Below are 24,766 nucleotides of genomic sequence, written 5' to 3' on the forward strand. Positions count from 1 at the left end.
GACTCGAAATTAATTTCGCCAAAGCCGGGCAGGGCCTTACGCCTTCGCTCCACAAATTGGCTCCGGGAGGGAAAAGCCTTGCTCAATCGTCGTCACATGATGTTCGCCACTGCTGCCGCCGGCTTCGCCGCGACGGGCGGCGTTCCGTCGCTGGCCTTCGCGCGCGAGGGCGAAGTCGCCAAGCTGAACGCGCTGTTCGATGACATCATGGCCAAGCAGCTGCGCCAGTCGCCGGAGACGGCGACGGGCCTGGGCCTCGACTCGGGCGAGCTGGCCTGGACCAAGGACCTGCTGACGGATCGTTCGGCCACGGCGATCAAGGCGAGCGCCGTCCAGACCAGCGAACAGCTGGCCGCCCTGCGCGGCATCGACCGTCGCGCCCTGAAGGGCATGGACGCGGCCAACTACGACACCGTCGAGTTCGTGTTGGCGGTGCAGGACGAGGGCAACAAGAAGTTCAGCTACGGCGGCGGCGGTTCGGGCGCGCCCTACGTGCTCAGCCAGCTGACCGGCAGCTACCAGCAGATGCCGGACTTCCTGGACACCCAGCACAGCATCGAGACCAAGTCCGACGCCGACGCCTATCTGGCGCGGATGGAGGGCTTCGCCCGCCTGATGGACCAGGAAACCGCCCTGGCCAAGCAGGACATGGCCGACGGCGTGATCCCGCCGGACTTCGTCATCGACAAGACCCTGATCCAGATGAAGGCCTTCGCCGGCACGCCCACGGCCGACGCGCCGCTGGTCAAGTCGATCGCCCGCCGCACCAAGGACAAGAAGATCGACGGTGACTGGGCCGCCGAAGCCTCGAAGATCTATGAAGGCTCGGTCCTGCCGGCCCTGAAGCGCCAGATCGCCCTGCTGGAAAGCGTGCGCCCCAAGGCCACCCACGATGCCGGCGTGTGGCGCCTGAAGGACGGCGGCGACTACTACGCCGTGTCGCTGAAGAACTACACGACCTCGGACCTGAAGCCCGAAGAGATCCACCAGCTGGGCCTGGACCTGGTGAAGTCGATCTCGGCCGAGGCCGACAAGCTCTTCAAGACCATCGGCATGAAGACCGGCACGGTCGGCGAGCGCATGGCCAAGCTGGGCGAGGACTTCTACCCGAACACGGACGAGTCCAAGGAACAGCTGATCAAGGACCTGAACGAGAAGGCCGCCTGGATCCAGAAGCAGCTGCCGGCTTATTTCGGCGCCCTGCCGAAGGCTCCGCTGGAAATCCGCCGCGTGCCCAAGGCCATCGAGGCCGGCGCGCCGGGCGGCTACTACAACTCGCCCTCGCTCGACGGCAAGCGCCCGGGGATCTACTGGATCAACCTTCGCGACACCAAGGAGCAGGCCAAGTACACCCTGACCACCCTGACGGTGCACGAGGGCGTCCCGGGCCACCATCTGCAGCTGTCGATCTCGAACGAAGCCAAGGGCCTGCCCATGATCCGCAAGATCATCGGCTTCTCGGGCTACACCGAGGGCTGGGCGCTCTATTCCGAGCAGCTGGCCGTCGAGATGGGCATCTACAAGACCGACCCGCGCGGTCACATCGGCATGCTGCACGACGCCCTGTTCCGCGCCGTGCGCCTCGTGGTCGACACCGGCATGCACTACAAGAAGTGGAGCCGCGAGCAGGCCGTGAAGTACATGGCCGAGACCATGGGCGACGAGGAAAGCGGCTCGATCACCGAGATCGAACGCTACGTCGTGTGGCCGGGCCAGGCCTGCAGCTACATGATCGGCAAGATCGTCTGGCTCCGCGCCCGCGCCAAGGCCCAGAAGGCGCTCGGCAAGAAGTTCGACATCCGCGAATTCCACGACGCGGGCCTGCTCTCGGGCATGACCCCGCTGACCACGCTGGAGCGCGTGATCGACGACTACATCGTCAGCAAGGGCGGCAAGGCCTGAGGCTGAAACACCAGAGACTACGGAGACGGAGGGGCTTGCCCCTCCGTTTTTCGTTTAGCCCCAGCTCTCCGACGCCCCCGCCCGGCGCGCCACCGGCGTGACGGAAGGATTGGGGCGCAGGGCCGGGCCCGGCTTGTCGGCGGGCTTGCCGTAGAGCCAGCCCTGGGCGAAGTCGACGCCGGCGGCGCGGACGATGTCGGCTACCTCGATCGTCTCGACCATCTCGGCCACGGTGCGGATCTTCAGGTCCTGGCACAGCTCGACCAGGCGGCGCACCAGGGCGCCGTCGCGGCCGTTGTCGGCCAGCTCGCGGACATAGCGGCCGTCGATCTTGACGATGTCCAGCGACAGCTGCTGCAGGTAGGCGAACGACGACGAGCCCGCCCCGAAGTCGTCCAGGCAGACCATCGAGCCCATGCCGCGCAGGGCCTGGATATGGCGGTTGGCGCGCGGCAGGTCGTCGATCGCCGCCGTCTCGGTGACCTCGAAGATCAGCCGACCCTTGGCCTCGTCGTGCTTGGCCAGCAGGCGCTCGATATGGCCGACGAAGGTCTCGTTGACGATCGTGCGGCCCGAGACGTTCACGGCCAGCTTCAGCTTGCGCTCCTGGTCGTTGGCCAGCTTCTTCACCGCCTGCTCGACGATGGCGTGATCCAGCTCCTCGATCAGGTCGAATTCCTCGGCCATGCGGATCAGGGCGAACGGGCTGCCGCCGTCCTCGAAGCGCACCAGCACCTCGTGGTGGTGCGCCGCGCCGGACTTCAGGTCGACCACCGGCTGGAAGGCGAGGTTGAAGCGGCGTTGGCTGACGGCCACGCCCAGGGCGCCGGCGCGGGCCAGGGTGCGTTTCACCGACCGGTTCATCGCCTCCGACAGCGTCATCGGCGGCATGTCCTTCAGGCCCTCGCGCAGGAAGTCGTCGAGGGCGTAACGCAGCGCGCGCAGGGCGCGGGCCGAACCGCCGCCGGCTTCCAGGGGCACGACGTGGGCGCTGGCCTCGGTGCTGACCATGCGGGTCAGGCGCTTGACCATGTTCTCGGGACGGTCGTCGCGCGAGCGCAGCAGGGCGAAGCGGTCAGGCGACAGCTGGGTGGCGGCCGAGCCGCCGTGCGACTCGGCGCGGACGGCGCTGGCCACCCGCACGTCGAGGGCGGCCGCCTCATTGGGCGTCAGGCCGTCGCGCATGGCCTCCAGGCCGGCGAACTCGACCATGGCCAGCTCCAGCTCCAGGCCGGTGACGCGGGCGGCCTCGAACAGGCCCTTGGCGATGTCGTCGAACGACTCGCGCGGATGCAGGGTGCCGGCGGTCAGCGGCGGACCGGCCGACGCGGCGGCGGTGACGGCCAGCGAAACCCGGCCGTCGTTCTCGGGCAGGGCGCGCAGGATCACGCGGACGTGGCGGTCGTCGGGACCGATCAGGCGCAGCACGACGGGGCCGCGCCGCACGCCGTCGTCGGCGCAGCTCAGCATGGCGTCCATCAAGGGCTGGTCGTCGGCGTGGAACAGGTGCGGCCAGACCTTGCCGGTCAGGCTGGCCTCGTTCAGGCCCATGACCTTCTGCGCGGCGCCCAGCGCCAGGCGCACGCGGCCGTTCTGCAGTTCGACGAGAAGATCGGCGCTGGCGAACGCCAGGCCCAGAAGGCGGCGCGGGTCAATGGACAAGTCGGCGGTCCCCCAAGAAGCGGTGAAGCTGGCATGACGGGACTTAAGGACCGGTTTCGGAGGGACGGGGACAATCCCGTATCCGGGGATATCCCCTGCGGCATTCTGGCCTACGACAGAAACGGTCGTTTCTGTGTGCGAGAACGAATGAGAACATCTTGCGAACCGAGAACAAAGGGCGTACGCATTAAGGGTGTTCCACAGGTCGTTGGGGCGGGGCGCGGTAAGCGCCGATCGAGCGACCGGAATCATGGGATAGAGGGCGGATCAACATGACAAGTCAGGCGGCATTGAAACTCGTGGGCAAGGAAGAAGGCGACAAGCAGCGCGCTCTGGAAGCGGCGCTCACCCAGATCGACCGGGCATTCGGCAAGGGCTCGGTGATGAAGCTGGGCGAGAAGGGCAAGGTCGAGATGGAGTCCGTCTCCACCGGCTCGCTCGGTCTCGACATCGCCCTGGGCATCGGCGGCCTGCCCAAGGGGCGGATCATCGAGATCTATGGTCCGGAAAGCTCGGGCAAGACGACCCTGGCGCTGCACGTGGTGGCCGAGGTCCAGAAGGCCGGCGGCACCGCCGCCTTCGTCGACGCCGAGCACGCCCTGGATCCGGGCTATGCCTTCAAGCTGGGCGTCAATCTCGACAACCTGCTGGTGGCCCAGCCCGACAACGGCGAACAGGCCCTGGAGATCACCGACACCCTCGTGCGCTCGAACGCCGTGGACATCGTCGTGATCGACTCGGTCGCGGCCCTGACGCCGAAGGCCGAAATCGAAGGCGAGATGGGCGACAGCCTGCCGGGCCTGCAAGCCCGTCTGATGAGCCAGGCGCTGCGCAAGCTGACCGCCTCGATCAACAAGGCCAACACCATCGTCATCTTCATCAACCAGATCCGTCACAAGATCGGCGTGATGTACGGCAGCCCGGAAACCACCACGGGCGGCAACGCCCTGAAGTTCTATGCCTCGGTGCGCCTGGACATCCGCCGCACTGGTTCGGTGAAGGTCCGTGACGAGATCATCGGCAACAACGTCCGCGTGAAGGTCGTAAAGAACAAGGTGGCCCCGCCGTTCCGCGAGGTCGAGTTCGACATCATGTACGGCGAGGGCATCTCCAAGCTGGGCGAAGTCATCGACCTGGGCGTCAAGGCCGGGATCATCGACAAGGCCGGCTCGTGGTTCTCGTACGGCAGCCAGCGCATCGGCCAGGGCCGCGACAATGTCCGCGAGTTCCTGAAGACCAACCCCGACATCGCCGCCTCGATCGAAGCGGCCGTTCGCAAGTCGTCGCAGAAGATCGAGGAAGAGCTTCTCGTCGGCGGCCCGGAAGAGGGCGAAGAAGACTAGGCCTTAGGGCCTTACCGTTTCGCGGCCCTCGCCCGACCCCGGGCGTCCCCGCCTTCAACACGCCCGCGGCCGGACCGCCGCGAGGGCCGCGATCGCAGGCCGCCTGGACCCCATGCCAGGCGGCCTATTTTCGTTGATGAGCCGAAGATCCTCCCCCGCGTTGCGGGGGAGATGGCCCGGAGGGCCGGAGGGGGCAAGCTGGGCCTAAGCAGCACTGGCCCCCTCAGTCGCGGAGTTTATCCTCGGACCGGCGACGCCGGACCCGTGGGCGACAGCTCCCCCGCATCGCGGGGGAGCATCTGGCCTCCGAACCCGCCCTTTTCCGCCGCAACCCGCGCCCCCATCTCCGAGTCGGTTTCCCCTTCACCAAAATCCGCGCTATGCAGCGCCCGACTCCCGGCCGCCTGCCGGACCGGTACGCCAGACTTGAGACGCTCATGCCCAGCTTGAACGAGATCCGCAGCACCTTCCTCGACTACTTCGGCAAGGCCGATCACGCCGTGACGCCGTCGGCGCCGCTGGTGCCGCAGAACGATCCGACCCTGCTGTTCGTCAATGCCGGCATGGTGCCGTTCAAGAACGTGTTCACCGGCGCCGAGACGCCGGCGCATCCGCGCGCGGCCAGCTCGCAGAAGTGCGTCCGCGCCGGCGGCAAGCACAACGACCTGGACAATGTCGGCTACACCGCCCGCCACCACACCTTCTTCGAGATGCTGGGCAACTTCTCGTTCGGCGACTACTTCAAGGAACAGGCGATCCATCACGCCTGGACCCTGCTGACCCGCGACTTCGCCCTGCCGAAGGAAAAGCTGCTGGTCACGGTCTACCACACCGACGACGAGGCGGCCGACCTGTGGAAGAAGATCGCCGGCCTGTCGGACGATCGCATCATCCGCATCCCGACCAGCGACAACTTCTGGTCCATGGGCGACACCGGCCCCTGCGGTCCGTGCTCGGAAATCTTCTTCGACCACGGCGAAGGCATCCCCGGCGGCCCTCCCGGCAGCCCCGATGAGGACGGCGATCGTTTCATCGAGATCTGGAACCTCGTCTTCATGCAGTTCGAGCAGCTGGCCGGCGGCGAGCGCGTCTCGCTGCCCAAGCCCTCGATCGACACCGGCATGGGCTTGGAACGCGTCGCGGCCGTGCTGCAGGGCGTGCACAACAACTACGACGTCGACCTGTTCAAGGCCCTGATCGCCGCGTCGGTCGAGCTGACCGGCGTCAAGGCCGAGGGCGACCAGGCTCCGTCGCACCGCGTCATCGCCGACCACCTGCGCTCGTCGTCGTTTCTGCTGGCCGATGGCGTCACGCCGTCGAACGAAGGTCGCGGCTACGTCCTGCGCCGGATCATGCGCCGCGCCATGCGCCACGCCTATCTGCTGGGCGCCAACGAGCCCCTGATGCACCGCTTGGCCCCGACCCTGGTGGCCGAGATGGGCCAGGCCTATCCGGAACTGCGCCGCGCCGAGGCCTCGATCGTCGAGACCCTGCGCCAGGAAGAAGAGCGCTTCCGCGTCACCCTGGGCCGCGGCATGGGCCTGCTGGATGAAGCCACCGCCAACCTGACCAGCGGCGGCGTGCTGGACGGCGATACCGCCTTCAAGCTCTACGACACCTACGGCTTCCCGCTGGACCTGACCCAGGACGCCGTGCGCGCCAAGGGCCTGACCGTCGACACCGACGCCTTCGACGCCGCCATGGAAAAGCAGCGCCAGATGGCGCGCGCCAACTGGGCCGGTTCGGGCCAGCAAGCCGGCGCGGCCGCCTGGTTCGCGATCAAGGAAAAGGCCGGCGCGACCGACTTCGTCGGCTATGAGAACACCGAGACCACGGGCGTCGTGAAGGCGCTGCTGGTTGACGGCGTCGAAGTTGAATCCGCCACGGGCGGTGCGACCGTCGAGGTGCTGCTGGACCGCACCAGCTTCTACGCCGAGAGCGGCGGCCAGGCCGGCGACACCGGCGTGCTGGAGGCCAACGGCCGCGAGAACAAGGTGATCGACACCCAGAAGCAGGCCGGCGAACTGTTCGTCCACCGCGTCGAGCTGTCCGGCGACCTGAAGGTCGGCGACCAGGTCGTGGCCTCGGTCGACGCCGAGCGCCGCCACACCACCCGTTCCAACCACTCGGCCGCCCACCTGGTGCACGCCGCCCTGCACCATGTGCTGGGCCCGCACGTCGCCCAGAAGGGTCAGATGGTCGACGGGGAGCGCATGCGCTTCGACTTCAGCCACGGCGGCCCGCTGACCGCCGAGGAGCTCGACAAGATCGAGGCCGAGGTCAACGAGGTCATCCGCCAGAACGTCCCGGCCGAGACCAAGGAAATGGCCCCGCAGGAGGCCATCGAGGCCGGCGCCGTGGCGCTGTTCGGCGAGAAGTACGGCGACAGCGTCCGCGTCCTGACGCTCGGCAAGTCGCTGGCGGACGAAGCCAAGGCCTATTCGGTCGAACTGTGCGGCGGCACCCACGTGGCCCGCACCGGCGACATCGCCCTGTTCAAGATCGTCTCGGAGCAGGGCGTCGCCGCCGGCGTGCGCCGCATCGAGGCCCTGACCGGCGAGGCGGCTCGCCGCTTCCTGCTGGATCAGGCGGGCGTGGCCAAGTCGCTGGCCGACCAGTTCAAGACCCCGGTCCTGGAAGTCGGCGCCCGCGTCGACGCCCTGATCGCCGACCGCAAGCGCCTCGAGAAGGAGCTGGCCGACGCCAAGAAGCAGCTGGCCCTGGGTGGTGGCGGTGGCGCTGCGGCCGGTCCGGAAGACGTCAACGGCACCGCCCTGATCGCCCGCGTCCTGGACGGCGTCGGTGGCAAGGAACTGCGCGGCGTCGCCGAGGAGTTCAAGAAGCAACTGACCAATGGCGGCGTCGTGGCCCTGGTCGGCACCAGCGATGGCAAGGCCGCCGTCACCGTGGCCGTGACCGCCGACCTGACGGCCAAGTTCAGCGCCGCCGATCTGGCCAAGGCCGCCGTGATCGCCATGGGCGGCCAAGGCGCCGGCGGCAAGGCCGACTTCGCCCAGGGCGGCGCCCCGGACGACAGCAAGGCCAACGAAGGCCTGGCCGCCGTCAAGGCGATCCTGGCCGGCTGATCCAGCTGATCGGTTAAGACGACAGAGCCCGCCCTCCGATCGGAGCGGCGGGCTTTTCGTTGGGCTCGGCGCTTGAGCCGCTTGAGAATCGCGTGCGGACGTTCAAAGACTTCAACCTCCAGGGCAGCGCGCCGATCGCGCCCGGAGCTTGGGGGAATGCGCATGAACTTCGCGAAGATGGCCGTGATCGCGGCCCTTGCCCTGGCGACGTCCATGCCTGCCGTGCGGGCCAACGCCGACGAGATTCTGATCCAGGATGAGAAGTCGCAGCCAGAGAGCATGGCAGTGGCGCCGGACGGGACGTTGTATGTCGGCAGCGCCAGTTCGCCCTACGTCTACCGGGTCAAGAAGGGCGCGACGGCGGCCGAGCGCTTCATCGACGCCAGCGCCGAAGGGTCCGGCACGTTCTTCTTCGGACAACTGGTGGACGGGGGCACGTTGTGGACCTGCCAGCTGACGCCCATCCCCGACACGACGCCGGTGCGCCGCCGCAGCAGCCTGCGCGGTTTCGACCTCGCGACCGGTAAGGAGAAGCTGCGCTGGGACCTGCCGGGCGACACCACGACCTGCAACGACTTCGCCATCGGGCCCGACAAGGCGCTCTACATCTCCGACACCGCCAACGCCAAGATCTACCGCCTGGCGGCGGGGGCGACGGCGGCCGAGCTGTTCCTGGACAATCGCCTGTTGCTGGGCATCGACGGCGTCGCCTTCCTGGACGGCGTGCTCTACGTGAACAGCGTGTCCCTGAACAAGCTGTTCCGCATTCCCATCGACGCCCAGGGCAAGCCCGGCGCGCTGGTGGACATCTGGATGGATGCGCCGGTGAAGGGCCCCGACGGCATGCGCGCGGTGGGTGGAAAGCTGTTCGCCGCCGAGAACCGGGCGGGCAAGATCCACGCTTTGACCATCACGGGCGACATCGCCCATGTGACCGTCCTGAAGGAAGGCCTGAAGACGCCGACCGGCGTGGAGCCCGCTGGCGACGCCCTATGGTTCACCGAGCGCGGCGCGGGGAAGGTGTGGTCTATCCCCCTTCCGAAATAGGACCCCGCGCCGAGCTAGCCGGTAGGCCCCAAGCCCCGCCCGACCTCGCGGCGCTAAGAGCGGCGCTGGGAGGGCCGCTCTTAGCTCGGGCTTATTCCCTCAGGGTCTTGGCTCACGAACAGGCGCCGGCCTGCCGCGCACCGAAAGTCGCCTGGCTCTCGGTGTATTTGTCCCCGGCGGACGAAGACAGTTGCTCGATCAGGCCCTTGCACGAGAAGCCCGTCATGTTGAGATACTGCCTCGCCGACCTGACCGCATTCTCGTTCCAATCGACCTTGAGGCTATCCACGGCCGCGGTCGCGTCCGCCAGGTCATAGCCTTCGCCGGCGCTGGACGAGAGCTGTTGAATGAGGCCCTCCCGCGAGAACCCAGTCATCCTCAGATACTGCTGCGCGGACCTCGCGGCATTCTTCTGGGGGCGCGTCAATTTTGTCTCGGCCTCGGGTGCGGGTTCTTCCCGCGCCGCCACGGTCGCTGTCTTGGCGGTCGTTGTCTTCGCGGAAGTTTTGGCCGCGGTCGCCGCCGCTGGGGTCGTCGACTCTGACTTGGCGGTTGTCGTCGGATTCGAACCGCTTCCGCCGGCAATGGTGAGAAGGATAACCACCGCCATCCAGCCGAACGAAATCAGCCTCGCGGTGTTGCCGTACCCTCTCCGCAATAGGAACCAAGCGAAGATCCAGGGCAGTACGAATATTCCAATTCCAAGAGCTGCGCCAACCTTACGCGTAGCGTCGCTCTGCGAGCCATTGCTGATGATTGTTTCGGTCATTCAACATTCCCCCCTTGCTGGGACCAACGCTACGATCACGCGTGACGGACGACAAGGTGGGGGGCGACCATCTTCAGTTGTGCGACCTCGATTAGAAGTTGGGGAGCCGAGATCGGGGCGCCGGTCTTGACGACCCGCCCGCTTTCGGATTGATTTACGTTTGTAGTCTCAAGGGGCGGCGAGATGCGTATCTGGATCGGACTGGCGCTCCTGGTGGGCCTCACCGCCTGCGACCAGACCCAGACCCCGTCGACCGCCATCCCGCCGCCGTCGTTCTGGCGCGTCGAGATCGTCGAGGACAGCGGCGGCCAGACCGGCGCGGTCGAGGTCTGCGCCAATCCCGAACTGATCTCGTCCTTCACGCGCGTCGAGCCCAGCATCGGCGGCCAGCCCTGCGAGCCCTATGGCAAGCCGGCGACCGACACCGCCACGGAGCATGCCGGCCGCTGCCAGGCCAACGGCCAGCACTTTGGCCTCTACACCTCGGTGAAGGGTGATCCGGCCAGCGACTTCACGGTCCGCTTCGCCCTGCTGCCGCTGACGGCCGACGTCGGCAAGGTGGTCCAGGCCCGCCGCTATCACCGCCTCGGCGCATGCCCCGCCGGCTGGACGGCCGGTGAGCAGCGCAAGGTCGGCGCCGCGTCGGGCTCGAACCTGCTCACCCCTTGAGGAAGGCCGACAGCTTGTTGCCGTCCGGATCGCGGACATAGGCCAAGTAGTAGCCCTCGCCATAGGCTGGGCGCGGTCCGGGCGCGCCGGCGCAGGCCCCGCCTTGAGCCAGGGCGGCGGCGTGGAAGGCGTCGACCTGCTGCGCGGTCTCGGCCTTCAGTCCGACCATGATGCCGTTGCCCGCCTTGGCCGGCTGACCGTTCTCGGGCGCGCAGATCATGACCGTGGCGTGGTCCTCGTCGGGGCCGTAGCCGATCCAGTCGCCTTGCCGCCACAGGCGCTGATTGCCCAGCGCGCCCAGCACGGCGTCGTAGAAGGCGCCGGCCCGGTCGAGGTCGCTGGCGCCGATGGTGATGTAGCTGATCATGGTGGTCTCCTCCTATGCGGAAGACCCTACGCCCCTAGCTGCCGCCGGCTGTCAGCAGCAGCGCCACGACTGACAGGGTGATCGCCGAAGCCGCCGTGGTCAGGGCCACGATCCGCGCCGCCCCGCGCGGCCAGACGCCATAGGTGCGGGTCTGGATGAAGACATTGACCGCCGTCGGGGCCGCCGCCAGCAGGGTCGCACCGGCCCGGAACAGCGGCGGGGCAGGCGTCAGGCCGATGGCCAGCCAGACCAGCAACGGGAAGGCGGCCAGCTTGACGATCGCGGCCAGCAGCACCGGCGCGCCGGCCGGCGAGGCCTCGCCCTCGGTCTCGCGCAGGCCCAGGGCCGCGCCCAGCGCCACCAGGCCGACGGGACTGCCCGAGGCGGCGGCCATGCCGATGGCGCGGTCCAGGGGCTCGGGCAGGGCCAGGTCCAGCAGGGCCAGGGCGACGCCGGCCAGGGCCGCGGCCACGACCGGGTTGCGGAAGGCCTGCACGGTCGAGCGCCAGACCGACCGGCCCGCCGCCCAGCCCAGCAGGCCCACGCCCGCCGTCGCCAGCACCGCGAAGTCGATGGCCACCACGCCGGCGACCAGCCGCGCGGCCTCGGCCCCCAGTACAGCGGCGGTGACGGGTAGGGCCAGGAAGGCGCTGTTGCCGACCCCGGACGCCATGCCGGCTCCGGCGCGCTCGGTCTTGTTCCAGCCCAGCAGGCGGCCCGCCGTCACGGTCACGGCCATCAGCAGCAGACCGACAGAGGCGTAGGCGACGAGGCCCAGCACCAGATCATGGCCGGGCCGTCCGAGACGCGACAGCGAGTGAAGCAGCAGGGCAGGGAAGCCGACCCAGTAGACGTAGGCCGACAAGCCCCGCGTCATCGGCCCGTCCAGCAGCCGCAGCCGCGCCAGGGCCACGCCCGCGCCGACCAGCAGGAAGAACGGCCAGACCCGCGAGAGTACGTCGAGGACGAGGGCGATCACGAGCGGAAGATCAGCCCTGCCGCTCGTCGCCCGGCAGGCGGATGTGCACCAGCTTCCAGGTGAACAGCGCCTTGCGCTCGAAGGTGAAGATCGTGACCTTGCCGCTGCCGTCCGGCCGCTTGACGGCGATGCGCACGCGGTTGGGATCCCAATAGGCGATGCCGGGATAGGGGCCCTTGACCGTATCCTTGAGCTGGCCGGCCAGCGAGCCGTCGCGGCTGAAGGCCGGCGGGGCCTTGCCCGGGGCGTAGCCGCGCGTCAGGGCCGAGACGCCAGCCACGGTCAGGTAGCGGTCGACCTTGGGTTCGGGCGGGGCCAGGGGCTCGATGGCCTTCTTGAACACGCTCAGCGGGTCGCGCCAGATCGACGGCGCTTCCGGCTGGGCGGCCGGAGCCTCGGCCACCAGCTGGCCGGTCAGGCTGCGGCGCACGGCGGGGAAGTCGACCAGCTCGCCGATCGCCTGCACGTCCTCGTACTGGGCGGCGGCCTTCAGGGCGCGGAAGGCGAACCACGGCGCCGTGGCGAAAGCGGCGGCGAAGACGAAGATCGCCAGCACGATCAGGTCCCAGATCCGCTTCTGCAGGGTCATGCCGCCTCCGAAAGGTTAACGCCGGATATCCCAGCTATCGGCGTTCCCCGCAAGAGCGCTCGCGCGTGGCGGGCGCGCGCTCAACGCAACCTACTCGGCCCCGCCATCCAGCTCCTTCAGCCGTTGAGCCAGCTGCTCGGAAAATTGATAGATTTCGGTGAGGTCGCTGATCTGATGCCGCGTCTCTTCCTTGCCGGCGAAGGTCCCGAAGTACTTTGTCGTGATCCCATTGAAGTGCAGGCGCGCGATGCTCTTCCGATTGTTGTCGTCCAGAAGGATCGCGCAGTACGACTTCGCGTCGCGCATCACGATCCGTTTCGGGTGGACATGCTTGGCGGCGATCGCCTGGACGATGTGGAAGCCGGAAATCTCCTCCGCCGTCGTGACGATTTCGGCTTCTTCTTCGTGTGGTGAAGTGGAGGGTTGTTCCTCAGGTATGGTCGAGGCGTTTAAGGCCGATGACAGCCGTTCATTGACCAGGTCTCGGATCAGCGACGAGATGGAGTTGGTCAGCAGCTTCGAGAAGTTCTCCCGGACCTGTGACGTGATGCGCCCCTCGTGCACGCGGCTGGCCATCATGCGTACGAACTCCTCGGAGGGGTCCGAAAATTCCTTCTCCAGTTCCCGTCTCAGAAGGGACTGGAGTTTGAGGAAGCCGGCCTCCTGGACGATCTTCTCGATGTCGAAAGCGTGTTTGGAGAACTTCTCAATGGTTCGGACATCGGTCGGCTTCAGCGTATCCATGCTGAACGAGAAGAACGGCTTGTCGTCCATCTTGTTGGGCGCTTCGACGTCCGAATAGAACTGGAAGACGACGCCGTTGGTCAGGATGGCCAGTCTAGCGTCCGTGACGCTGAAGTAGCGGAACAGCTGACTGGCGTGATTGAGATTCAGGGCGGCCGAGGCAGGTTTGCACTCAATGAGGATCTTCACCTTGCCGGCGTCGCAGATCGCGTAATCGACTTTCTCACCCTTCTTGGTGCCGACATCGCAGGTATATTCTGGGATGACCTCTGACGGGTTGAAGACGTCGTAACCCAGCGCCTGAATGAAAGGCATGACGAGCGCCGTCTTCGCCGCTTCTTCCGTCAGAAGAACTTCCCGATGCTCGATCGTTCGCTTCTGAAGCTCCGCCAGCCGCGTTGCCAAATCCATGTCGCGCCCTCCCCAGTGCACGTTTTGAGGGCATGATGGCGTGACTTCTCGCTGACGTCTATGGCTTAAGCGCAAGCGAGGTTTGAGCGCGCGTCTGCGACAACGCACCGTGTGTTGACCATGAGCGCCGTGTGCTAGTCCGCGTCCTCGGGGACGTCAGTATCGAGAGTAACGACACATGTTGTGCCGTCCTGTGGCGCGTGTTCGCGCCGCCGTAGTCGCGCTCGCGGCTGTTTTCCTGGTTCCTGTCGCGGCCCACGCCGCCGATCTCGACGCGGCCGTGCTGGCCGAGCTCAACTACGTCCGCGCACATCCCGCCGACTACGCCCGCGAGCTGCGACGCGCGCCCGAGTGGGCGTTCGAGCAGGAGGAGCCGGGTGCGGTGGAGGAGGCGATCGACTTTCTCGAACGCCAGCCGGCCATGGCGCCGCTGAAGAGCGACAAGCGTCTCGGCGCGGCGGCTTTGCAGCATGTGCGGGTCCAGGGGGCGAGCGGGGAGATCGGCCACGGGCCGGCGGGGAACCTGGGTCTTCGCCTGCGCGCTGCCGGGGTCTATGCCGGCATGGCGGCCGAGAACATCTCGTACGGCCATGACGACGCCCAGGCGGTCGTACGGCAGCTGGTCATCGACAGCCGAGTGGCGGGGCGCGGGCATCGCCGCAACATCTTCGCGGCTGGCTACACCACGGCCGGGGTGGCCTGCGGTGGGCATCGGCAGTGGGGCGCGATGTGCGTCATCGACTTCGCCGGAGCGCTGATGGAGCGCGGCAAGGCCGAATAAGAAAACGCCCCGGAGGTTGGACCTCCGGGGCGCTCTTGTTTCAGGCGTGAGCCTGAAAGTCTTAGGCCATGGCCTTCTTCAGGTTCTCGTCGATCTTGTCGAGGAAGCCTTCAGTGGTCAGCCAGCCTTGCTTGTCGCCGACCAGCAGGGCCAGATCCTTGGTCATGAAGCCGCTTTCGACGGTGTCGACGCAGACCTTTTCCAGGGTCAGGGCGAAGTCGGCCAGTTCCTGGTTGTCGTCCAGCTTGGCGCGGTGGGCCAGGCCACGCGTCCAGGCGAAGATCGAGGCGATCGAGTTGGTCGAGGTGCTCTCGCCCTTCTGATGCTGGCGATAGTGGCGGGTGACGGTGCCGTGGGCGGCTTCGGCTTCCACCGTCTTGCCGTCCGGCGTCATCAGCACCGAGGTCATCAGGCCCAGCGAGCCGAAGCCCTGGGCGACGATGTCCGACTGCACGTCGCCGTCGTAGTTCTTGCAGGCCCAGACGTAGCCGCCCGACCACTTCAGCGCCGAGGCGACCATGTCGTCGATCAGGCGGTGCTCGTAGTGGATGCCCTTGGCCTTGAACTGGTCGGCGTATTCGGCGTCGAAGATCTCCTGGAAGATGTCCTTGAAGCGGCCGTCATAGGCTTTCAGGATCGTGTTCTTCGTGGAGAGGTAGACCGGATAGCCGCGGCCCAGGCCGTAGGCGAACGAGGCGCGGGCGAAGTCGCGGATCGAGTCGTCGAGGTTGTACATGCCCATGGCCACGCCGGCCGACGGGCTCTTGAACACTTCGTGCTCGATGGTTTCGCCGTCTTCGCCGACGAACTTGATCGACAGCGTGCCCTTGCCCGGGAACAGGAAGTCGGTGGCCTTGTACTGGTCGCCGAAGGCGTGACGGCCGACGATGATCGGCTGGGTCCAGCCCGGCACCAGGCGCGGCACGTTCTGGCAGATGATCGGCTCACGGAAGATCACGCCGCCCAGGATGTTGCGGATCGTGCCGTTCGGCGACTTCCACATCTTCTTGAGATTGAATTCGGTGACGCGTTGTTCGTCCGGGGTGATGGTGGCGCACTTGACGGCGACGCCGTGCTTCTTGGTCGCCTCGGCGGCGTCGATCGTCACCTGGTCGTTGGTGGCGTCGCGGTTCTCGACCGACAGGTCGTAGTAGTCGAGTTCCAGGTCCAGGTACGGGAAGATCAGCTTGTCCTTGATGAGCTTCCAGATGATGCGGGTCATTTCATCGCCGTCCATGTCGACGACGGGATTGGCGACTTTGATCTTGGCCATGTTCGGGGGTGTTCCTCTGGCGGTGGCGCGCCTGCGGCGTTCTGGCGCACAGGGCCAGCACGCGGCGCGGACCGGGAGGCTATAGACTGTTGCGTCGCGGGGGAAAAGCGGATCGGTTGGACCGCGTGATCAAGTTCAGTTTTCAAGCGTAAGGTTTTGGGGATAGCGGCCCAGGGGCGCGGGCCAGGGAGAACTTTTGAACAGCAGTTCTGGAACGGTCACGAGCGTGACGACGCCGCTGGCGCGTCGGCTCCTGACCATGGTGGCGATCCTGTCGATTGCGGTGACGGGCGTCGCGACCGCGGCGGCCTTCGTCTTCGTGCGCAAAAGCGCCGCCGACACCCAGACGCGCCACCTCGCCGAATATGTCGGCGAGCGGGTCAAGACCGAGGACCGGCTGTTTTCCGACCTGGTCAAGGTGCACGACGCGGCGGGCGAGGCCCTGACGCGCCGCCTGGCCATGGGCGACGATCCCGAGGTCCACGCCCAGTTCGATCGACTGTTCCCGGAGAAGGGCGACGGCACCCGGCGCTCGGTCGATGGCCTGTTCAACGGCGCGCGGATCGGCAACCGCTATGTCTATGGCATCGGCGGCTACCTGCCGGACGCCAATACGATGAGCCTGGCCGAGCGGCAGCTGTTCGTCGCCGCCACCGATGTCGTGGCCGCCACCGGCGAGACCGAGATCCGCCACTACGACAACTTCTACTTCTTCACGCCCAAGACGCGGCTGGTGATGTTCGGGCCCAATCGGCCCGACAAGCTGCTCTACTACCGCCACGACGCCCCGGCGCATCTGAGCATCGCCAAGGAGGAGATGACCCTCCTGACCCTGCCGGAGAACAATCCGGAGCGGGTGATGAAGTGCACCAAGCTGCGGCGACTGATCTCCGACCCCAGCGGTCGGGGTCTGAACGCGGCCTGCCTGACGCCCTTCTACTACAGGGGCCAGTTCATGGGCGCGTTCGGCACCAGCCTGTCGCTGGACAGCTACCTGCTGCGGGCCGTCGCCGACGCCCTGCCGGGCGGCCAGAACCTGATCGTGGCCGACGACGGCGAGATGGTCGGGGCCCAGGGCCTGTCGCGCAACGGCGCAGTCGACGCGGGCCTGCTGCGCAAGTTCGAGGCCGAGAACGACCTGAAGGGGCTGGTGGCGGCCGTCCGCGCCCAGAAGCGCGACGTCGGCACGATCCTGACGCCCAAGGGCGACCGCCTGGTAGCCTATGGCCGCCTGGTCGAGCCGGGCTGGTGGTTCCTGATGACCTTCCCGTCGGGCGACATCGTCTGGTCGTCGCTGAAGACCGCCTCGTGGGTGCTGCTGTTCGGCTTCATCGGCGTGGCCTTGCAGGTGCTGCTGCTCTACCGCCTGACCAACCAGATGGTGGCCGCGCCGCTGGAGGCCCTGGCCGAGGCTCAGCGCCGGGGGGACCCGGCCGCCGCCGAGCCGATCGAGCGCCGCACCGACGAGATCGGCTCCCTGGCCCGGGCGCTACGCCGCCAGCGCGAACGCAACGAGGAACTGCGCCGCTCGCTGGAGGACCGCGTGGCCGAGCGCACCGCCGAGCTGGAGCGCGCCAACCAGGCCAAGTCGGTGTTCCTGGCCAACATGTCCCACGAGCTGCGAACGCCGCTGAACGGGGTCATCGCCATCGGCGACCGCCTGGCAGACGAGGAGGATCCGGTCGCCCGTCGCGAACTGGCGGCGCTGGTCTCGTCGTCGGGACGTCTGCTGGAGCAGGTGCTGGGCGACATTCTGGACGTCTCCAAGATCGAGGCCGGCGAGTTCCAGCTGACCACCGGGCCGTTCGACCTGGCCCAGCTGGTGCGCGGCATGGCCGAACTGCACGCCGCCGCCGCCGAGGCCAAGCACCTGGTGTTCCGCTGGTCGGTCGCGCCGGATGCCGAAGGGACCTACGAGGGCGACTCCGGGCGGATCAGCCAGATCCTCTCCAACCTGCTGGCCAACGCGGTGAAGTTCACCGGCCAGGGCGGGGTGTCGCTGGAGGTCGATCGGATGGACGACAAGGTCCGCTTCGTGGTCAGCGACACCGGCGTCGGCTTCGACGAGGGCGTGCGCGACCGTCTGTTCAAGCGCTTCGTCCAGGCCGACCAGTCGATCACCCGCCAGTTTGGCGGCACCGGCCTGGGTCTTTCGATCTGCGCGGCCCTGGCCGAGATGATGGGCGGGCGCATCCGCGCCGACGCCACGCCAGGGCAGGGCGCGCGCTTCGAGGTGCTGCTGCCGCTGACCCGCTGCGCGGACCTGGCCCAGACCGCGATCGAGGAAGACCGCGAGATCTCGCTGGAGGGCATGCGGGTGCTGGTCGCCGAGGACCATCCGACCAACCGCAAGGTCGTGCAGATCGTGCTGGAGCCGTTCGGCGTCGACCTGACCATGGTCGGCGACGGCGAGGCGGCGCTGAAGGCGCTGGACGAGGCCAGCTTCGACGCCGTGCTGATGGACATGCAGATGCCGATCATGGACGGCCTGTCGGCCACCCGCGCCATCCGCGCTCGTGAGGCCGCCTCGGGCGCGCCGCCGATCCTGGTGGTCATGCTGACGGCCAACGCCATGGAAGAGCACGTCGCCGCCGCCGAGGCCGCTGGCGCCAACCTGCACCTGGCCAAGCCGCTGCACCCGGCCCAGCTGCTGGAAGCCTTGGCGCGGGCCCGAAAAGGCTAGAACTCCTTCAGCACCGCTCGGCCGACATCGGTGATAATCGCCTCGCGCTCTTTAGCGTCGGCGGTCGAGGCGGTCAGGAAGATGACGAAGCTGATCCGGCGGCCGTCCTTCAGCTCGACGAAGGCCACCGCGTGGTTGGTCGGCTGGACGCCGAGGTCCGGCTGGGCCGCGCCGGCCGATTGGATGATCTGGGCGCCGGCAGGCAAGGCGTTGGCGAGATAGCCCGGATCGCGGCCCAGCAGCCGGGCCGGGTCGGGCTTGTAGAACAGCTCTCGACTGGTGAAGGCTTCCAGCAGGCGGCTGAGGCCCACGGGCGTGGCGGTGTCGCGCGGGTCGGTCGCGCGTTCCCGGGCCGCCTTGGCGCGTTCATTGGCCGGCACGGCGTCGACCGCCTTGCGCCAGGCCGCTTCGCTCTTCCAGTCGGCGCGGAACGAGGCCAGGCCCCGGGCGTCGGTGGCGATCTGGCGGCGATAGCGGTCGACGCTGACGTGCTCGATCCGTTTGACGTCCAGCCAGCCATTGACCGCGCCTGGCCCGCCGACCCGGTCGATCAACAGATCCAGCGCGGTGTTGTCGCCGGCGCGGGCCAGGGTCTCCAGCTCGGCGATGCTCCAGGTCTGACGGCCGGGCCAGGCGTCGGCGACGGCGCTGGGCGGCGGCGACAGATCGACGTCGCGGACGGGCATGACCTCGCTGAGCGGCAGGCGTCCTTCCTCGGTTTCGGCCATCACCGCCGCCAGGATCGGGATGCGCGCGGCGCCGCCCAGCGGGAACGGCCGGTCGCCGTTGAAGGTCCACAGCTGGCGGGTGCCCAGGTCCTCGACCGCCACGCCCAGCACGGCCGGCGCGGCGCGCTCGGCGATGGCCGCGATGCGCTTCTGCACGGCCTTGGGCTTCATGGCCGGCTCTTCCTGGCCCAGCATCGGCTTCTCGTGGCACGCGGCCAGCACGGGCAAGGCGAGGAGGGCGGTCAGGAGGGCGCGGCGCGACATGCGGGCTAAACGCGGCCGTGGCGGTTCGGCTGCGCTAAGGCTTGCATACAGTGCTCAGTCGGCGGCAAAGGGTGCGGGATGACTGACGATTTCAAGCCCGTCCCGCCCTGCGTGATCCTCAACGAGCCCCAACTGGCCGAGAACATCGGCGCGGTGGCCCGGGTGATGGCCAATTTCGGGCTCTACGACCTGCGCCTGGTGCGGCCGCGCGACGGCTGGCCTCAGGAACGGGCCTGGGCCAGCGCCTCGGGCGCCAGCTGGCCGCTGGACGACGCCAAGGTGTTCGACACGCTGGAAGCCGCGATCGGCGACCTGAAGCTGGTCTACGCCACCACGGCCCGCCCGCGCGAGACGCGCCTGCCGGTCTACACGCCGCGTGAAAGCGCCAGCCACCTGGCCGACGAGGTCGCGCAAGGACGCGGCGTCGGCCTGCTGTTCGGCGGCGAGCGCGCGGGCCTGGAGACCCACGACATCGCCCTGTGCCAGGCCATCGTCTCGATCCCGATCGACGAGCGTTTCCGCTCGCTGAACCTGGCCCAGGCGGTGTCGATCAACGCCTACGAATGGAAGATGACCCAGGACGACCGGCCCTGGAAGAAGTTCGAGCAGAACGTCGAGGAGCCCGCCGACCAGGCGACGCTGCTGGGCCTGTACGAACATCTCGAGGACGAGCTGGACAAGGCCGGCTTCTACCATCCGCCCGAGAAGAAGCCGTCGATGGTCCGCAACCTGCGCGTCCCGCTGGCCCGCGCCCGCCTGACCGACCAGGAGGTCCGCACCTTCCGCGGCGTGATCACGGCGCTCAGCAAGGGTCGCGGCCGGGTGCTGGCCAAGCTGGCGGCGGCGAAGGCGGCCAAGGGCGAGTGAAGACGGCGCCGCGTACCGACCAGGCGCGGTGGTAACGTCCAAGCGGTAACCCAGTCCCGAGGCGATCCTGGCGGCATCAAACAGGAGATGCCCATGCGCCGCCTCGGAACCTTGATCGTCAGCCTGCTGCTGCTGGCCGGCCCGACCTTCACTCAAGCCGCCGATAGCCAGGGCGGACCGCTGCGCCTGACCCCGGCCGAGATCACGGCCCTGGCCACCACCAGCGCCAAGGCCGGCACGTCCGGGGTCACCGGCATCCAGACGCGCGTGCTGTCGGGCGATCCCAGCCAGCCCGGGCTCTACACGATCGAGATCCGCGTGCCGGCCAACACCCGCATCCAGGCCCACACCCACAAGGACCCGCGCACGGCGACGGTGATCTCCGGGACCTGGTTCTTCGGCTATGGCGAGGTCGCGGGCGACGCTCTGGTCAAGGCGCTGCCGCCGGGCAGCTTCTATCGCGAGCCCCAGGACGCGCCGCACTTCGCCCTGACCCGGCAGGAGCCCGCCGTGGTCCAGATCACCGGCTGGGGTCCGACGGACACGGTCTATGTCGACCCGGCCAAGGCCCCCAAGCCCTGATTGGCCCTTGCCGCCAGCAGGGATCGCGCGTTCACTCCGCTCAAACAAATGTTCGGGGAGGGCGTGATGAACCGTCGGGAACTGCTGGCCGTGGCTGGCGTGCTGGGCCTCGCGCCGACCTTGGCGCGGGCCGCGGACGGTGACGCCACCGCCGCGCGGGACGCCTGGCTCTACGCCCTGCCGCTGATCGAGATGGCCACCACCCGGGCGCGGCTGCTGAAGGCTCCCGGCGCGGCGATCAACAAGCTAGCCCACACGCGCACCCTGTCGGACGACAAGGCCCGCTGGGTGACCACGCCCAACAACGATACGCTCTATTCGTCGGCCTTCCTCGACCTCTCCAAGGGGCCGGTGATCTTGACCATCCCGCCGCTGGGTCAGCGCTACTTCTCGGTGGCGGTGATGGACATGTTCACCAACAACAACGTGGTGCTGGGCACGCGCACGATCGGCGGCGAGGGCGGGACCTTCACCCTGGTCGGGCCGGGTCAGGCCTCGAGCGGCCCCAACCCCGTCCGCATCGCCACGCCGCACGCCTGGATGCTGATCCGGACGCTCACCGACGGCGGCGACGACCTGGCGGCCACCCACAAGATCCAGGACGCCTTCGTGCTGAAGGGGCCGGCCGGTGGCCCCGTCGCCGCCTACGCCGCCCGCGACGCCAAGCCCGCCGACTATTTCGCCACCGCCCGCAGCCTGCTGGCCAGCGACCCGGCCCCGCCGACCGACCAGAAGATCCTGCGCCGCACCAAGGCCTTCCTCGGTGCAGGACCGTTTGACGACGCCACGGCCGCCGCCGGCGTCGAGCAGGCCCGGATGATCACCATCTTCGCCAAGGGGCGGCAGGTGTTCACCGGCGGCTGGTCCTATCCGCGTCCCAATCTCGGCGACTACGGCCAGGACTACATCTACCGCGCCATCGTCGCCCTGCAGGGCCTGGGCGCGCTGCCCGTGGCCGAGGCCATGTACCTGAAGGCGGCCGGCGATGACGGGGCGGGGACCTTCACCGGCGACGGCCCCTACCGCCTGAGCCTGCCGGCCCAGCTGCCGCTGGACGGATTCTGGTCGCTGTCGATGTACGAGGCCACGAGCGACGGCCAGTTCTTCTTCACCGACAACCCGATCAAGCGCTTCGCGATCGGTGACCGCACGCCGGGCCTGAAGCGCAACGCAGATGGCACGCTGGACCTCTGGATTGGCCGCAGCGATCCGGGCGGCGAACGCTCCGCCAACTGGCTGCCCGCGCCCAAGACTGGCCCGTTCGCCCTATACTTGCGCGCCTACCTGCCGCGCGCCGAACTGCTGGACGGCCGCTTCCGCCTGCCGGCGGTGGTCAAGGTCTGAGGTGGCTCAGGGGATCGTGTAGGCCTCGCAGTTCGGCAGGGGCGTGTCCGGTGCGTAGACGTCCGTCTTCGCATCCAGGGTCATGACCCGGCGATAGCTGCAGGTCGGGTCGCGCGCCGTCACCAGGTCGCTCTTGCGCAGGCGACCGTGCGTCGTGGAATCGCCGTCGCGCGAACTGCCGGCCGGAAACGCCGTCGCCTCGGTCTCGACCACCAGGCGCGGCGGTCCGCCGGCGGTCTTGGGATCGAGCGTCAACTCGGCGCCGAAGCTGTATTCGTCGTGGCAGGCGTCTCGGCGAAGGTACTGGTCCTTCTCGCCGAAACAGGCGCGGATCATCAGCGAGGCGGCGATCGGCAGGGTCAGCACCGTCTTGCTGGCCTCGGGATCGGCCAGGTTCACCCGGATCAACTCCAGGGTCGAGGCGCTGCCGCCGCCGCCCGAATAGCTGGTGGTGATCTGGTGCTCGACCCCGATCATCAGGCCGCCGTCGGCCAGGCGAATGATCTTCGGCCACAGGGCGAAGTCCTCGTCGTCGGTCTTGGTCAGGGCGTGGATGAGGGGCTGGTCGACCGGCGGCAGGCCCTGGAAGACGTGGAGCTCGGACTCGTTGCTGTCGACGTCGCGGCTGATCTCGGCGCACCACTTGGCGTCGGCGGTGCACAGCAGCGGCGGGCCGTCCTGCTTCATCAGGTCCGAGCGCTGCGCCAGGGCCTCGAGGCGATTGCCGGCCAGGTCGATCTGCGGCAGGGCGGGTGTCGTCGCAGCCAGGGCCAGGATCAGCGCGATCACTCGCACCACAGCGCCATGCGCACCAGATGCGGCTTCGGGCAGGCGCGAGCCGGGAGGGGCATCGGTGTGCCCGGCTTCCACAGGCCCAGACGCTGGGCCATGTTCGGCATCTCGGAGTCGATCACCGCCAGCGGATTGCCGTCGCCGTAGTGCGTGGCGCTGCGATAGCGCAGGACCTCCTTGAAGCCGCCGTTCGCGGGCGCATTGACCACGACCCAGAAGCCGAACGGTGCGTCCTGGGTCGGCTCGACCGAGACGATGTCGCTCTTCAACGGTCCCGCCGCGATGTAGCGGACGTCCTGGTTGTTGTTGTGGCCGGTCACGTGGTCGTAGACGCGCTCGAAGCGGTCACCCTCGGCGCGGTAGGCCAGCACCTGGGTGCGGACCAACTGGTCGCCATTGCCGCTGTGGACGCTGCCGGACTGGACGAACAGCAGGGCCTGGCCGGAGGGGCCGTGGACGATCTCGGCCTTGGCCAGGTCGTGCGGCACCAGGAAGACGTCGTTGTCCGACGGATTGGCGACCGTGGCCTTCAAGGCGGGATCGCACGGGGCCGAAGGGGCTTTGCGCAGGCACAGGTGAACGGGGCCGTCGACCTTGTCGTCCTGAAAGCCGGTCGGGTCCTGGACCGGCGGGTCCTGCGTGGCCGTGAACCGCCAGGCCGACCGCGTGGCGAAGGGCTTGGCCAGATCGAGGGTCTTGAGGACGGTCGTCGGTTCGGCGGCCAGCAGGGCGGCCACCAGGCCCACGACGATCATCACAGCGTCAGCTCGCGGCGTTCCTGTGCGCTGCGCATGGCCAGGTCCATGACGGTCATGGTCGCCAGGGCGTCCTCGGCGTTCGACGGGTTCGGACCCGCGCCATTCAGGGCGTCGCGCAGAGCAGCGTAGAAGGCCAGGTAGTCGCCGGGCAGGCTCGTGTAGTCCGAGCCGCCCTCGACGCGGGTCAGGGCGCCCGGACGCGGATCGACGCCCCAGCCTTCGCCGCCCGGTTTCGCGCCAGCGGCCAGAGCGGCCTCCTGCGGGTCCAGGCCGTGCTTGATGAAGCTGCCGCCAGTCCCGTGCACGACGAAGCGCAGGTCGTTGACCGGGGCCAGCTGGCAGGCGTGCAGGATCACTCGCAGGCGCGGATAGCGCAGAAGCACGTGGCAGTAGTCGACCGCCTGGCCGCCGTCCTTCTGGACCGCGAAGTCGGCATAGACGGCGGTGGGCAGGCCGAACAGCTGCAGGACCTGGTCGACGAGGTGCGGGCCCAGGCCGTACCAGGTGCCGGCGCCGGCCTTCTCCTTCCACTGGTCGACGACCACGGGGCGGAAGCGGTCGTAGCGGGACTCGAACTGCGTCACCTCGCCCAGGGCGCCGTCGGCGATCAGCTTCTGGATGGTCAGGAAGTCGCTGTCCCAGCGGCGGTTATGGAACACGCTGAGCAGTTGGCCGGCGTGAGCGGCCTGCTCGGCCAATGCCTTGGCGTCGGCCAGCGAGGTGGCGAACGGCTTGTCGATCAGCACCGCCTTGCCGGCCGCCAGGGCCGCGCGGCCGTGCTCGGCATGGACGGCGTCGGGCGTGGCGACGACGACGAGGTCGATCTCGGGATCGGCCAGGGCGGTGGCGATGTCAGGAACGACCGTCGCGCCCGGATGGTCGGCGGCCACCTGATCGGCGCGCGAGGTGACCACGGTCTTCAGCGCCAGGCCCGGCGTGGCGGCGATCAGCGGGGCGTGGAACACCTTGCCCGCCATGCCATAGCCCAGCAGGGCGACGTTCAACGGCTTGGTCATGGGCGGTCTCCGGTAAAACTGCGCCGGACCCTAGTTGTTCGCTGAACTTCGGTCACGACGCCGGACAAAAAATGGGTGTCCATCAAGGCTCGACCCAGCGCCGCTTCGAC

21 protein-coding genes are annotated in these 24,766 nt (G+C 68.1%); 10 read left to right on the forward strand and 11 right to left on the reverse strand.

The genetic code is table 11. The annotated features are described in order from the left end of the window. The first annotated feature begins 78 nt into the window (after window positions 1–78). Window positions 79–1,902: a DUF885 domain-containing protein gene (locus AC07NI_RS17750; RefSeq protein WP_494621481.1), complete on the forward strand. Its 1,824-nt coding sequence runs from the start codon at window positions 79–81 to the stop codon at window positions 1,900–1,902. Between the two features lie 54 nt (window positions 1,903–1,956). Here AC07NI_RS17750 and AC07NI_RS17755 read toward each other — a convergent pair whose 3' ends face one another. Then, window positions 1,957–3,564, reverse strand: a complete 1,608-nt coding sequence (locus AC07NI_RS17755; RefSeq protein WP_494621483.1) for an EAL domain-containing protein — start codon at window positions 3,562–3,564, stop codon at window positions 1,957–1,959. A gap of 272 nt (window positions 3,565–3,836) precedes the next feature. Here AC07NI_RS17755 and recA point away from each other — a divergent pair, with 272 nt between their 5' ends. From recA to AC07NI_RS17770, 3 genes are all read left to right on the forward strand, one after another. Then, window positions 3,837–4,907, forward strand: coding sequence for a recombinase RecA (gene recA, locus AC07NI_RS17760; protein ID WP_494621485.1), 1,071 nt, complete (start codon window positions 3,837–3,839; stop codon window positions 4,905–4,907). A 437-nt stretch (window positions 4,908–5,344) separates the two neighbouring features. After that, entirely contained in the window at window positions 5,345–7,993 is a 2,649-nt protein-coding gene (gene alaS, locus AC07NI_RS17765) for an alanine--tRNA ligase (protein ID WP_494621487.1), read from the forward strand. 162 nt (window positions 7,994–8,155) lie between these two features. Beyond that, a complete protein-coding gene (locus AC07NI_RS17770) occupies window positions 8,156–9,040 on the forward strand; it encodes an SMP-30/gluconolactonase/LRE family protein (protein ID WP_494621489.1) in 885 nt (294 codons plus the stop codon). A gap of 112 nt (window positions 9,041–9,152) precedes the next feature. Here AC07NI_RS17770 and AC07NI_RS17775 read toward each other — a convergent pair whose 3' ends face one another. Then, window positions 9,153–9,809, reverse strand: a complete 657-nt coding sequence (locus AC07NI_RS17775; RefSeq protein ID WP_494621491.1) for an Ltp family lipoprotein — start codon at window positions 9,807–9,809, stop codon at window positions 9,153–9,155. A gap of 183 nt (window positions 9,810–9,992) precedes the next feature. On the opposite strand from AC07NI_RS17775, the gene AC07NI_RS17780 reads away from it, so the two are divergent. Further along, a complete protein-coding gene (locus AC07NI_RS17780) occupies window positions 9,993–10,478 on the forward strand; it encodes a hypothetical protein (RefSeq protein ID WP_494621493.1) in 486 nt (161 codons plus the stop codon). Here AC07NI_RS17780 and AC07NI_RS17785 read toward each other — a convergent pair. The 4 genes from AC07NI_RS17785 to AC07NI_RS17800 form a co-directional block, all read right to left on the reverse strand. Further along, complete coding sequence (locus tag AC07NI_RS17785) at window positions 10,468–10,845, reverse strand: VOC family protein (protein WP_494621495.1); 378 nt, start codon at window positions 10,843–10,845, stop codon at window positions 10,468–10,470. The genes AC07NI_RS17780 and AC07NI_RS17785 overlap by 11 nt on opposite strands. Before the next feature lie 34 nt (window positions 10,846–10,879). Further along, the gene (locus AC07NI_RS17790; protein ID WP_494621497.1) at window positions 10,880–11,824 is read right to left on the reverse strand and encodes an AEC family transporter; all 945 of its coding nucleotides are present in this window, start codon (window positions 11,822–11,824) and stop codon (window positions 10,880–10,882) included. Between the two features lie 10 nt (window positions 11,825–11,834). Continuing rightward, window positions 11,835–12,413: a DUF2939 domain-containing protein gene (locus tag AC07NI_RS17795; protein WP_494621499.1), complete on the reverse strand. Its 579-nt coding sequence runs from the start codon at window positions 12,411–12,413 to the stop codon at window positions 11,835–11,837. A gap of 90 nt (window positions 12,414–12,503) precedes the next feature. Beyond that, window positions 12,504–13,568, reverse strand: coding sequence for a type I restriction endonuclease (locus AC07NI_RS17800; protein ID WP_494621501.1), 1,065 nt, complete (start codon window positions 13,566–13,568; stop codon window positions 12,504–12,506). Window positions 13,569–13,746: 178 nt separating this feature from the next. On the opposite strand from AC07NI_RS17800, the gene AC07NI_RS17805 reads away from it, so the two are divergent. After that, window positions 13,747–14,349, forward strand: a complete 603-nt coding sequence (locus AC07NI_RS17805; RefSeq protein WP_494621503.1) for a CAP domain-containing protein — start codon at window positions 13,747–13,749, stop codon at window positions 14,347–14,349. Window positions 14,350–14,410: 61 nt separating this feature from the next. On the opposite strand, the gene AC07NI_RS17810 is transcribed toward AC07NI_RS17805, so the two are convergent. Beyond that, window positions 14,411–15,622, reverse strand: coding sequence for an NADP-dependent isocitrate dehydrogenase (locus AC07NI_RS17810; RefSeq protein WP_494621505.1), 1,212 nt, complete (start codon window positions 15,620–15,622; stop codon window positions 14,411–14,413). A gap of 259 nt (window positions 15,623–15,881) precedes the next feature. Here AC07NI_RS17810 and AC07NI_RS17815 point away from each other — a divergent pair, with 259 nt between their 5' ends. Further along, window positions 15,882–18,305, forward strand: a complete 2,424-nt coding sequence (locus tag AC07NI_RS17815; RefSeq protein WP_494622264.1) for an ATP-binding protein — start codon at window positions 15,882–15,884, stop codon at window positions 18,303–18,305. Here the strand turns inward: AC07NI_RS17815 and AC07NI_RS17820 are convergent. Next, window positions 18,302–19,297, reverse strand: a complete 996-nt coding sequence (locus tag AC07NI_RS17820) for a serine hydrolase (protein WP_494621507.1) — start codon at window positions 19,295–19,297, stop codon at window positions 18,302–18,304. The genes AC07NI_RS17815 and AC07NI_RS17820 overlap by 4 nt on opposite strands. Before the next feature lie 78 nt (window positions 19,298–19,375). On the opposite strand from AC07NI_RS17820, the gene AC07NI_RS17825 reads away from it, so the two are divergent. The 3 genes from AC07NI_RS17825 to AC07NI_RS17835 all read left to right on the forward strand — a co-directional run bounded on the left by AC07NI_RS17825 (window position 19,376) and on the right by AC07NI_RS17835 (window position 22,090). Beyond that, window positions 19,376–20,164, forward strand: coding sequence for an RNA methyltransferase (locus AC07NI_RS17825; RefSeq protein WP_494621509.1), 789 nt, complete (start codon window positions 19,376–19,378; stop codon window positions 20,162–20,164). A 93-nt stretch (window positions 20,165–20,257) separates the two neighbouring features. Then, on the forward strand, window positions 20,258–20,746 hold the full coding sequence (locus AC07NI_RS17830) for a cupin domain-containing protein (protein ID WP_494621511.1): 489 nt from the start codon (window positions 20,258–20,260) through the stop codon (window positions 20,744–20,746). A 66-nt stretch (window positions 20,747–20,812) separates the two neighbouring features. Continuing rightward, window positions 20,813–22,090 (forward strand): DUF1254 domain-containing protein, encoded by a 1,278-nt coding sequence (locus AC07NI_RS17835; RefSeq protein WP_494621513.1) that lies wholly within the window; start codon window positions 20,813–20,815, stop codon window positions 22,088–22,090. 6 nt (window positions 22,091–22,096) lie between these two features. On the opposite strand, the gene AC07NI_RS17840 is transcribed toward AC07NI_RS17835, so the two are convergent. The 3 genes from AC07NI_RS17840 to AC07NI_RS17850 are packed head-to-tail and all read right to left on the reverse strand — an operon-like array spanning window position 22,097 to window position 24,656. Continuing rightward, complete coding sequence (locus AC07NI_RS17840) at window positions 22,097–22,885, reverse strand: hypothetical protein (RefSeq protein ID WP_494621515.1); 789 nt, start codon at window positions 22,883–22,885, stop codon at window positions 22,097–22,099. After that, window positions 22,876–23,637, reverse strand: coding sequence for a hypothetical protein (locus AC07NI_RS17845; protein ID WP_494621517.1), 762 nt, complete (start codon window positions 23,635–23,637; stop codon window positions 22,876–22,878). Before AC07NI_RS17845 ends, AC07NI_RS17840 begins: the two co-directional genes overlap by 10 nt. Continuing rightward, on the reverse strand, window positions 23,637–24,656 hold the full coding sequence (locus AC07NI_RS17850; RefSeq protein ID WP_494621518.1) for an oxidoreductase: 1,020 nt from the start codon (window positions 24,654–24,656) through the stop codon (window positions 23,637–23,639). Before AC07NI_RS17850 ends, AC07NI_RS17845 begins: the two co-directional genes overlap by 1 nt. Window positions 24,657–24,766: the final 110 nt, after the last annotated feature.

It is taken from the genome of Caulobacter sp. GW821-FHT10E02 (genome assembly GCF_059415225.1).

What these genes read in the sequence shown, in the direction of transcription:
- AC07NI_RS17810 (WP_494621505.1), bottom strand. Translation starts at nt 15,622, where the DNA reads ATGGCCAAGATCAAAGTCGCCAATCCCGTCGTCGACATGGACGGCGAT.
- AC07NI_RS17775 (WP_494621491.1), bottom strand. Translation starts at nt 9,809, where the DNA reads ATGACCGAAACAATCATCAGCAATGGCTCGCAGAGCGACGCTACGCGT.
- AC07NI_RS17770 (WP_494621489.1), top strand. Translation starts at nt 8,156, where the DNA reads ATGAACTTCGCGAAGATGGCCGTGATCGCGGCCCTTGCCCTGGCGACG.
- AC07NI_RS17820 (WP_494621507.1), bottom strand. Translation starts at nt 19,297, where the DNA reads ATGTCGCGCCGCGCCCTCCTGACCGCCCTCCTCGCCTTGCCCGTGCTG.
- AC07NI_RS17845 (WP_494621517.1), bottom strand. Translation starts at nt 23,637, where the DNA reads ATGATCGTCGTGGGCCTGGTGGCCGCCCTGCTGGCCGCCGAACCGACG.
- AC07NI_RS17850 (WP_494621518.1), bottom strand. Translation starts at nt 24,656, where the DNA reads ATGACCAAGCCGTTGAACGTCGCCCTGCTGGGCTATGGCATGGCGGGC.
- AC07NI_RS17815 (WP_494622264.1), top strand. Translation starts at nt 15,882, where the DNA reads ATGGTGGCGATCCTGTCGATTGCGGTGACGGGCGTCGCGACCGCGGCG.
- recA (WP_494621485.1), top strand. Translation starts at nt 3,837, where the DNA reads ATGACAAGTCAGGCGGCATTGAAACTCGTGGGCAAGGAAGAAGGCGAC.
- AC07NI_RS17785 (WP_494621495.1), bottom strand. Translation starts at nt 10,845, where the DNA reads ATGATCAGCTACATCACCATCGGCGCCAGCGACCTCGACCGGGCCGGC.
- AC07NI_RS17835 (WP_494621513.1), top strand. Translation starts at nt 20,813, where the DNA reads ATGAACCGTCGGGAACTGCTGGCCGTGGCTGGCGTGCTGGGCCTCGCG.
- alaS (WP_494621487.1), top strand. Translation starts at nt 5,345, where the DNA reads ATGCCCAGCTTGAACGAGATCCGCAGCACCTTCCTCGACTACTTCGGC.
- AC07NI_RS17805 (WP_494621503.1), top strand. Translation starts at nt 13,747, where the DNA reads ATGTTGTGCCGTCCTGTGGCGCGTGTTCGCGCCGCCGTAGTCGCGCTC.
- AC07NI_RS17780 (WP_494621493.1), top strand. Translation starts at nt 9,993, where the DNA reads ATGCGTATCTGGATCGGACTGGCGCTCCTGGTGGGCCTCACCGCCTGC.
- AC07NI_RS17825 (WP_494621509.1), top strand. Translation starts at nt 19,376, where the DNA reads ATGACTGACGATTTCAAGCCCGTCCCGCCCTGCGTGATCCTCAACGAG.
- AC07NI_RS17800 (WP_494621501.1), bottom strand. Translation starts at nt 13,568, where the DNA reads ATGGATTTGGCAACGCGGCTGGCGGAGCTTCAGAAGCGAACGATCGAG.
- AC07NI_RS17830 (WP_494621511.1), top strand. Translation starts at nt 20,258, where the DNA reads ATGCGCCGCCTCGGAACCTTGATCGTCAGCCTGCTGCTGCTGGCCGGC.
- AC07NI_RS17795 (WP_494621499.1), bottom strand. Translation starts at nt 12,413, where the DNA reads ATGACCCTGCAGAAGCGGATCTGGGACCTGATCGTGCTGGCGATCTTC.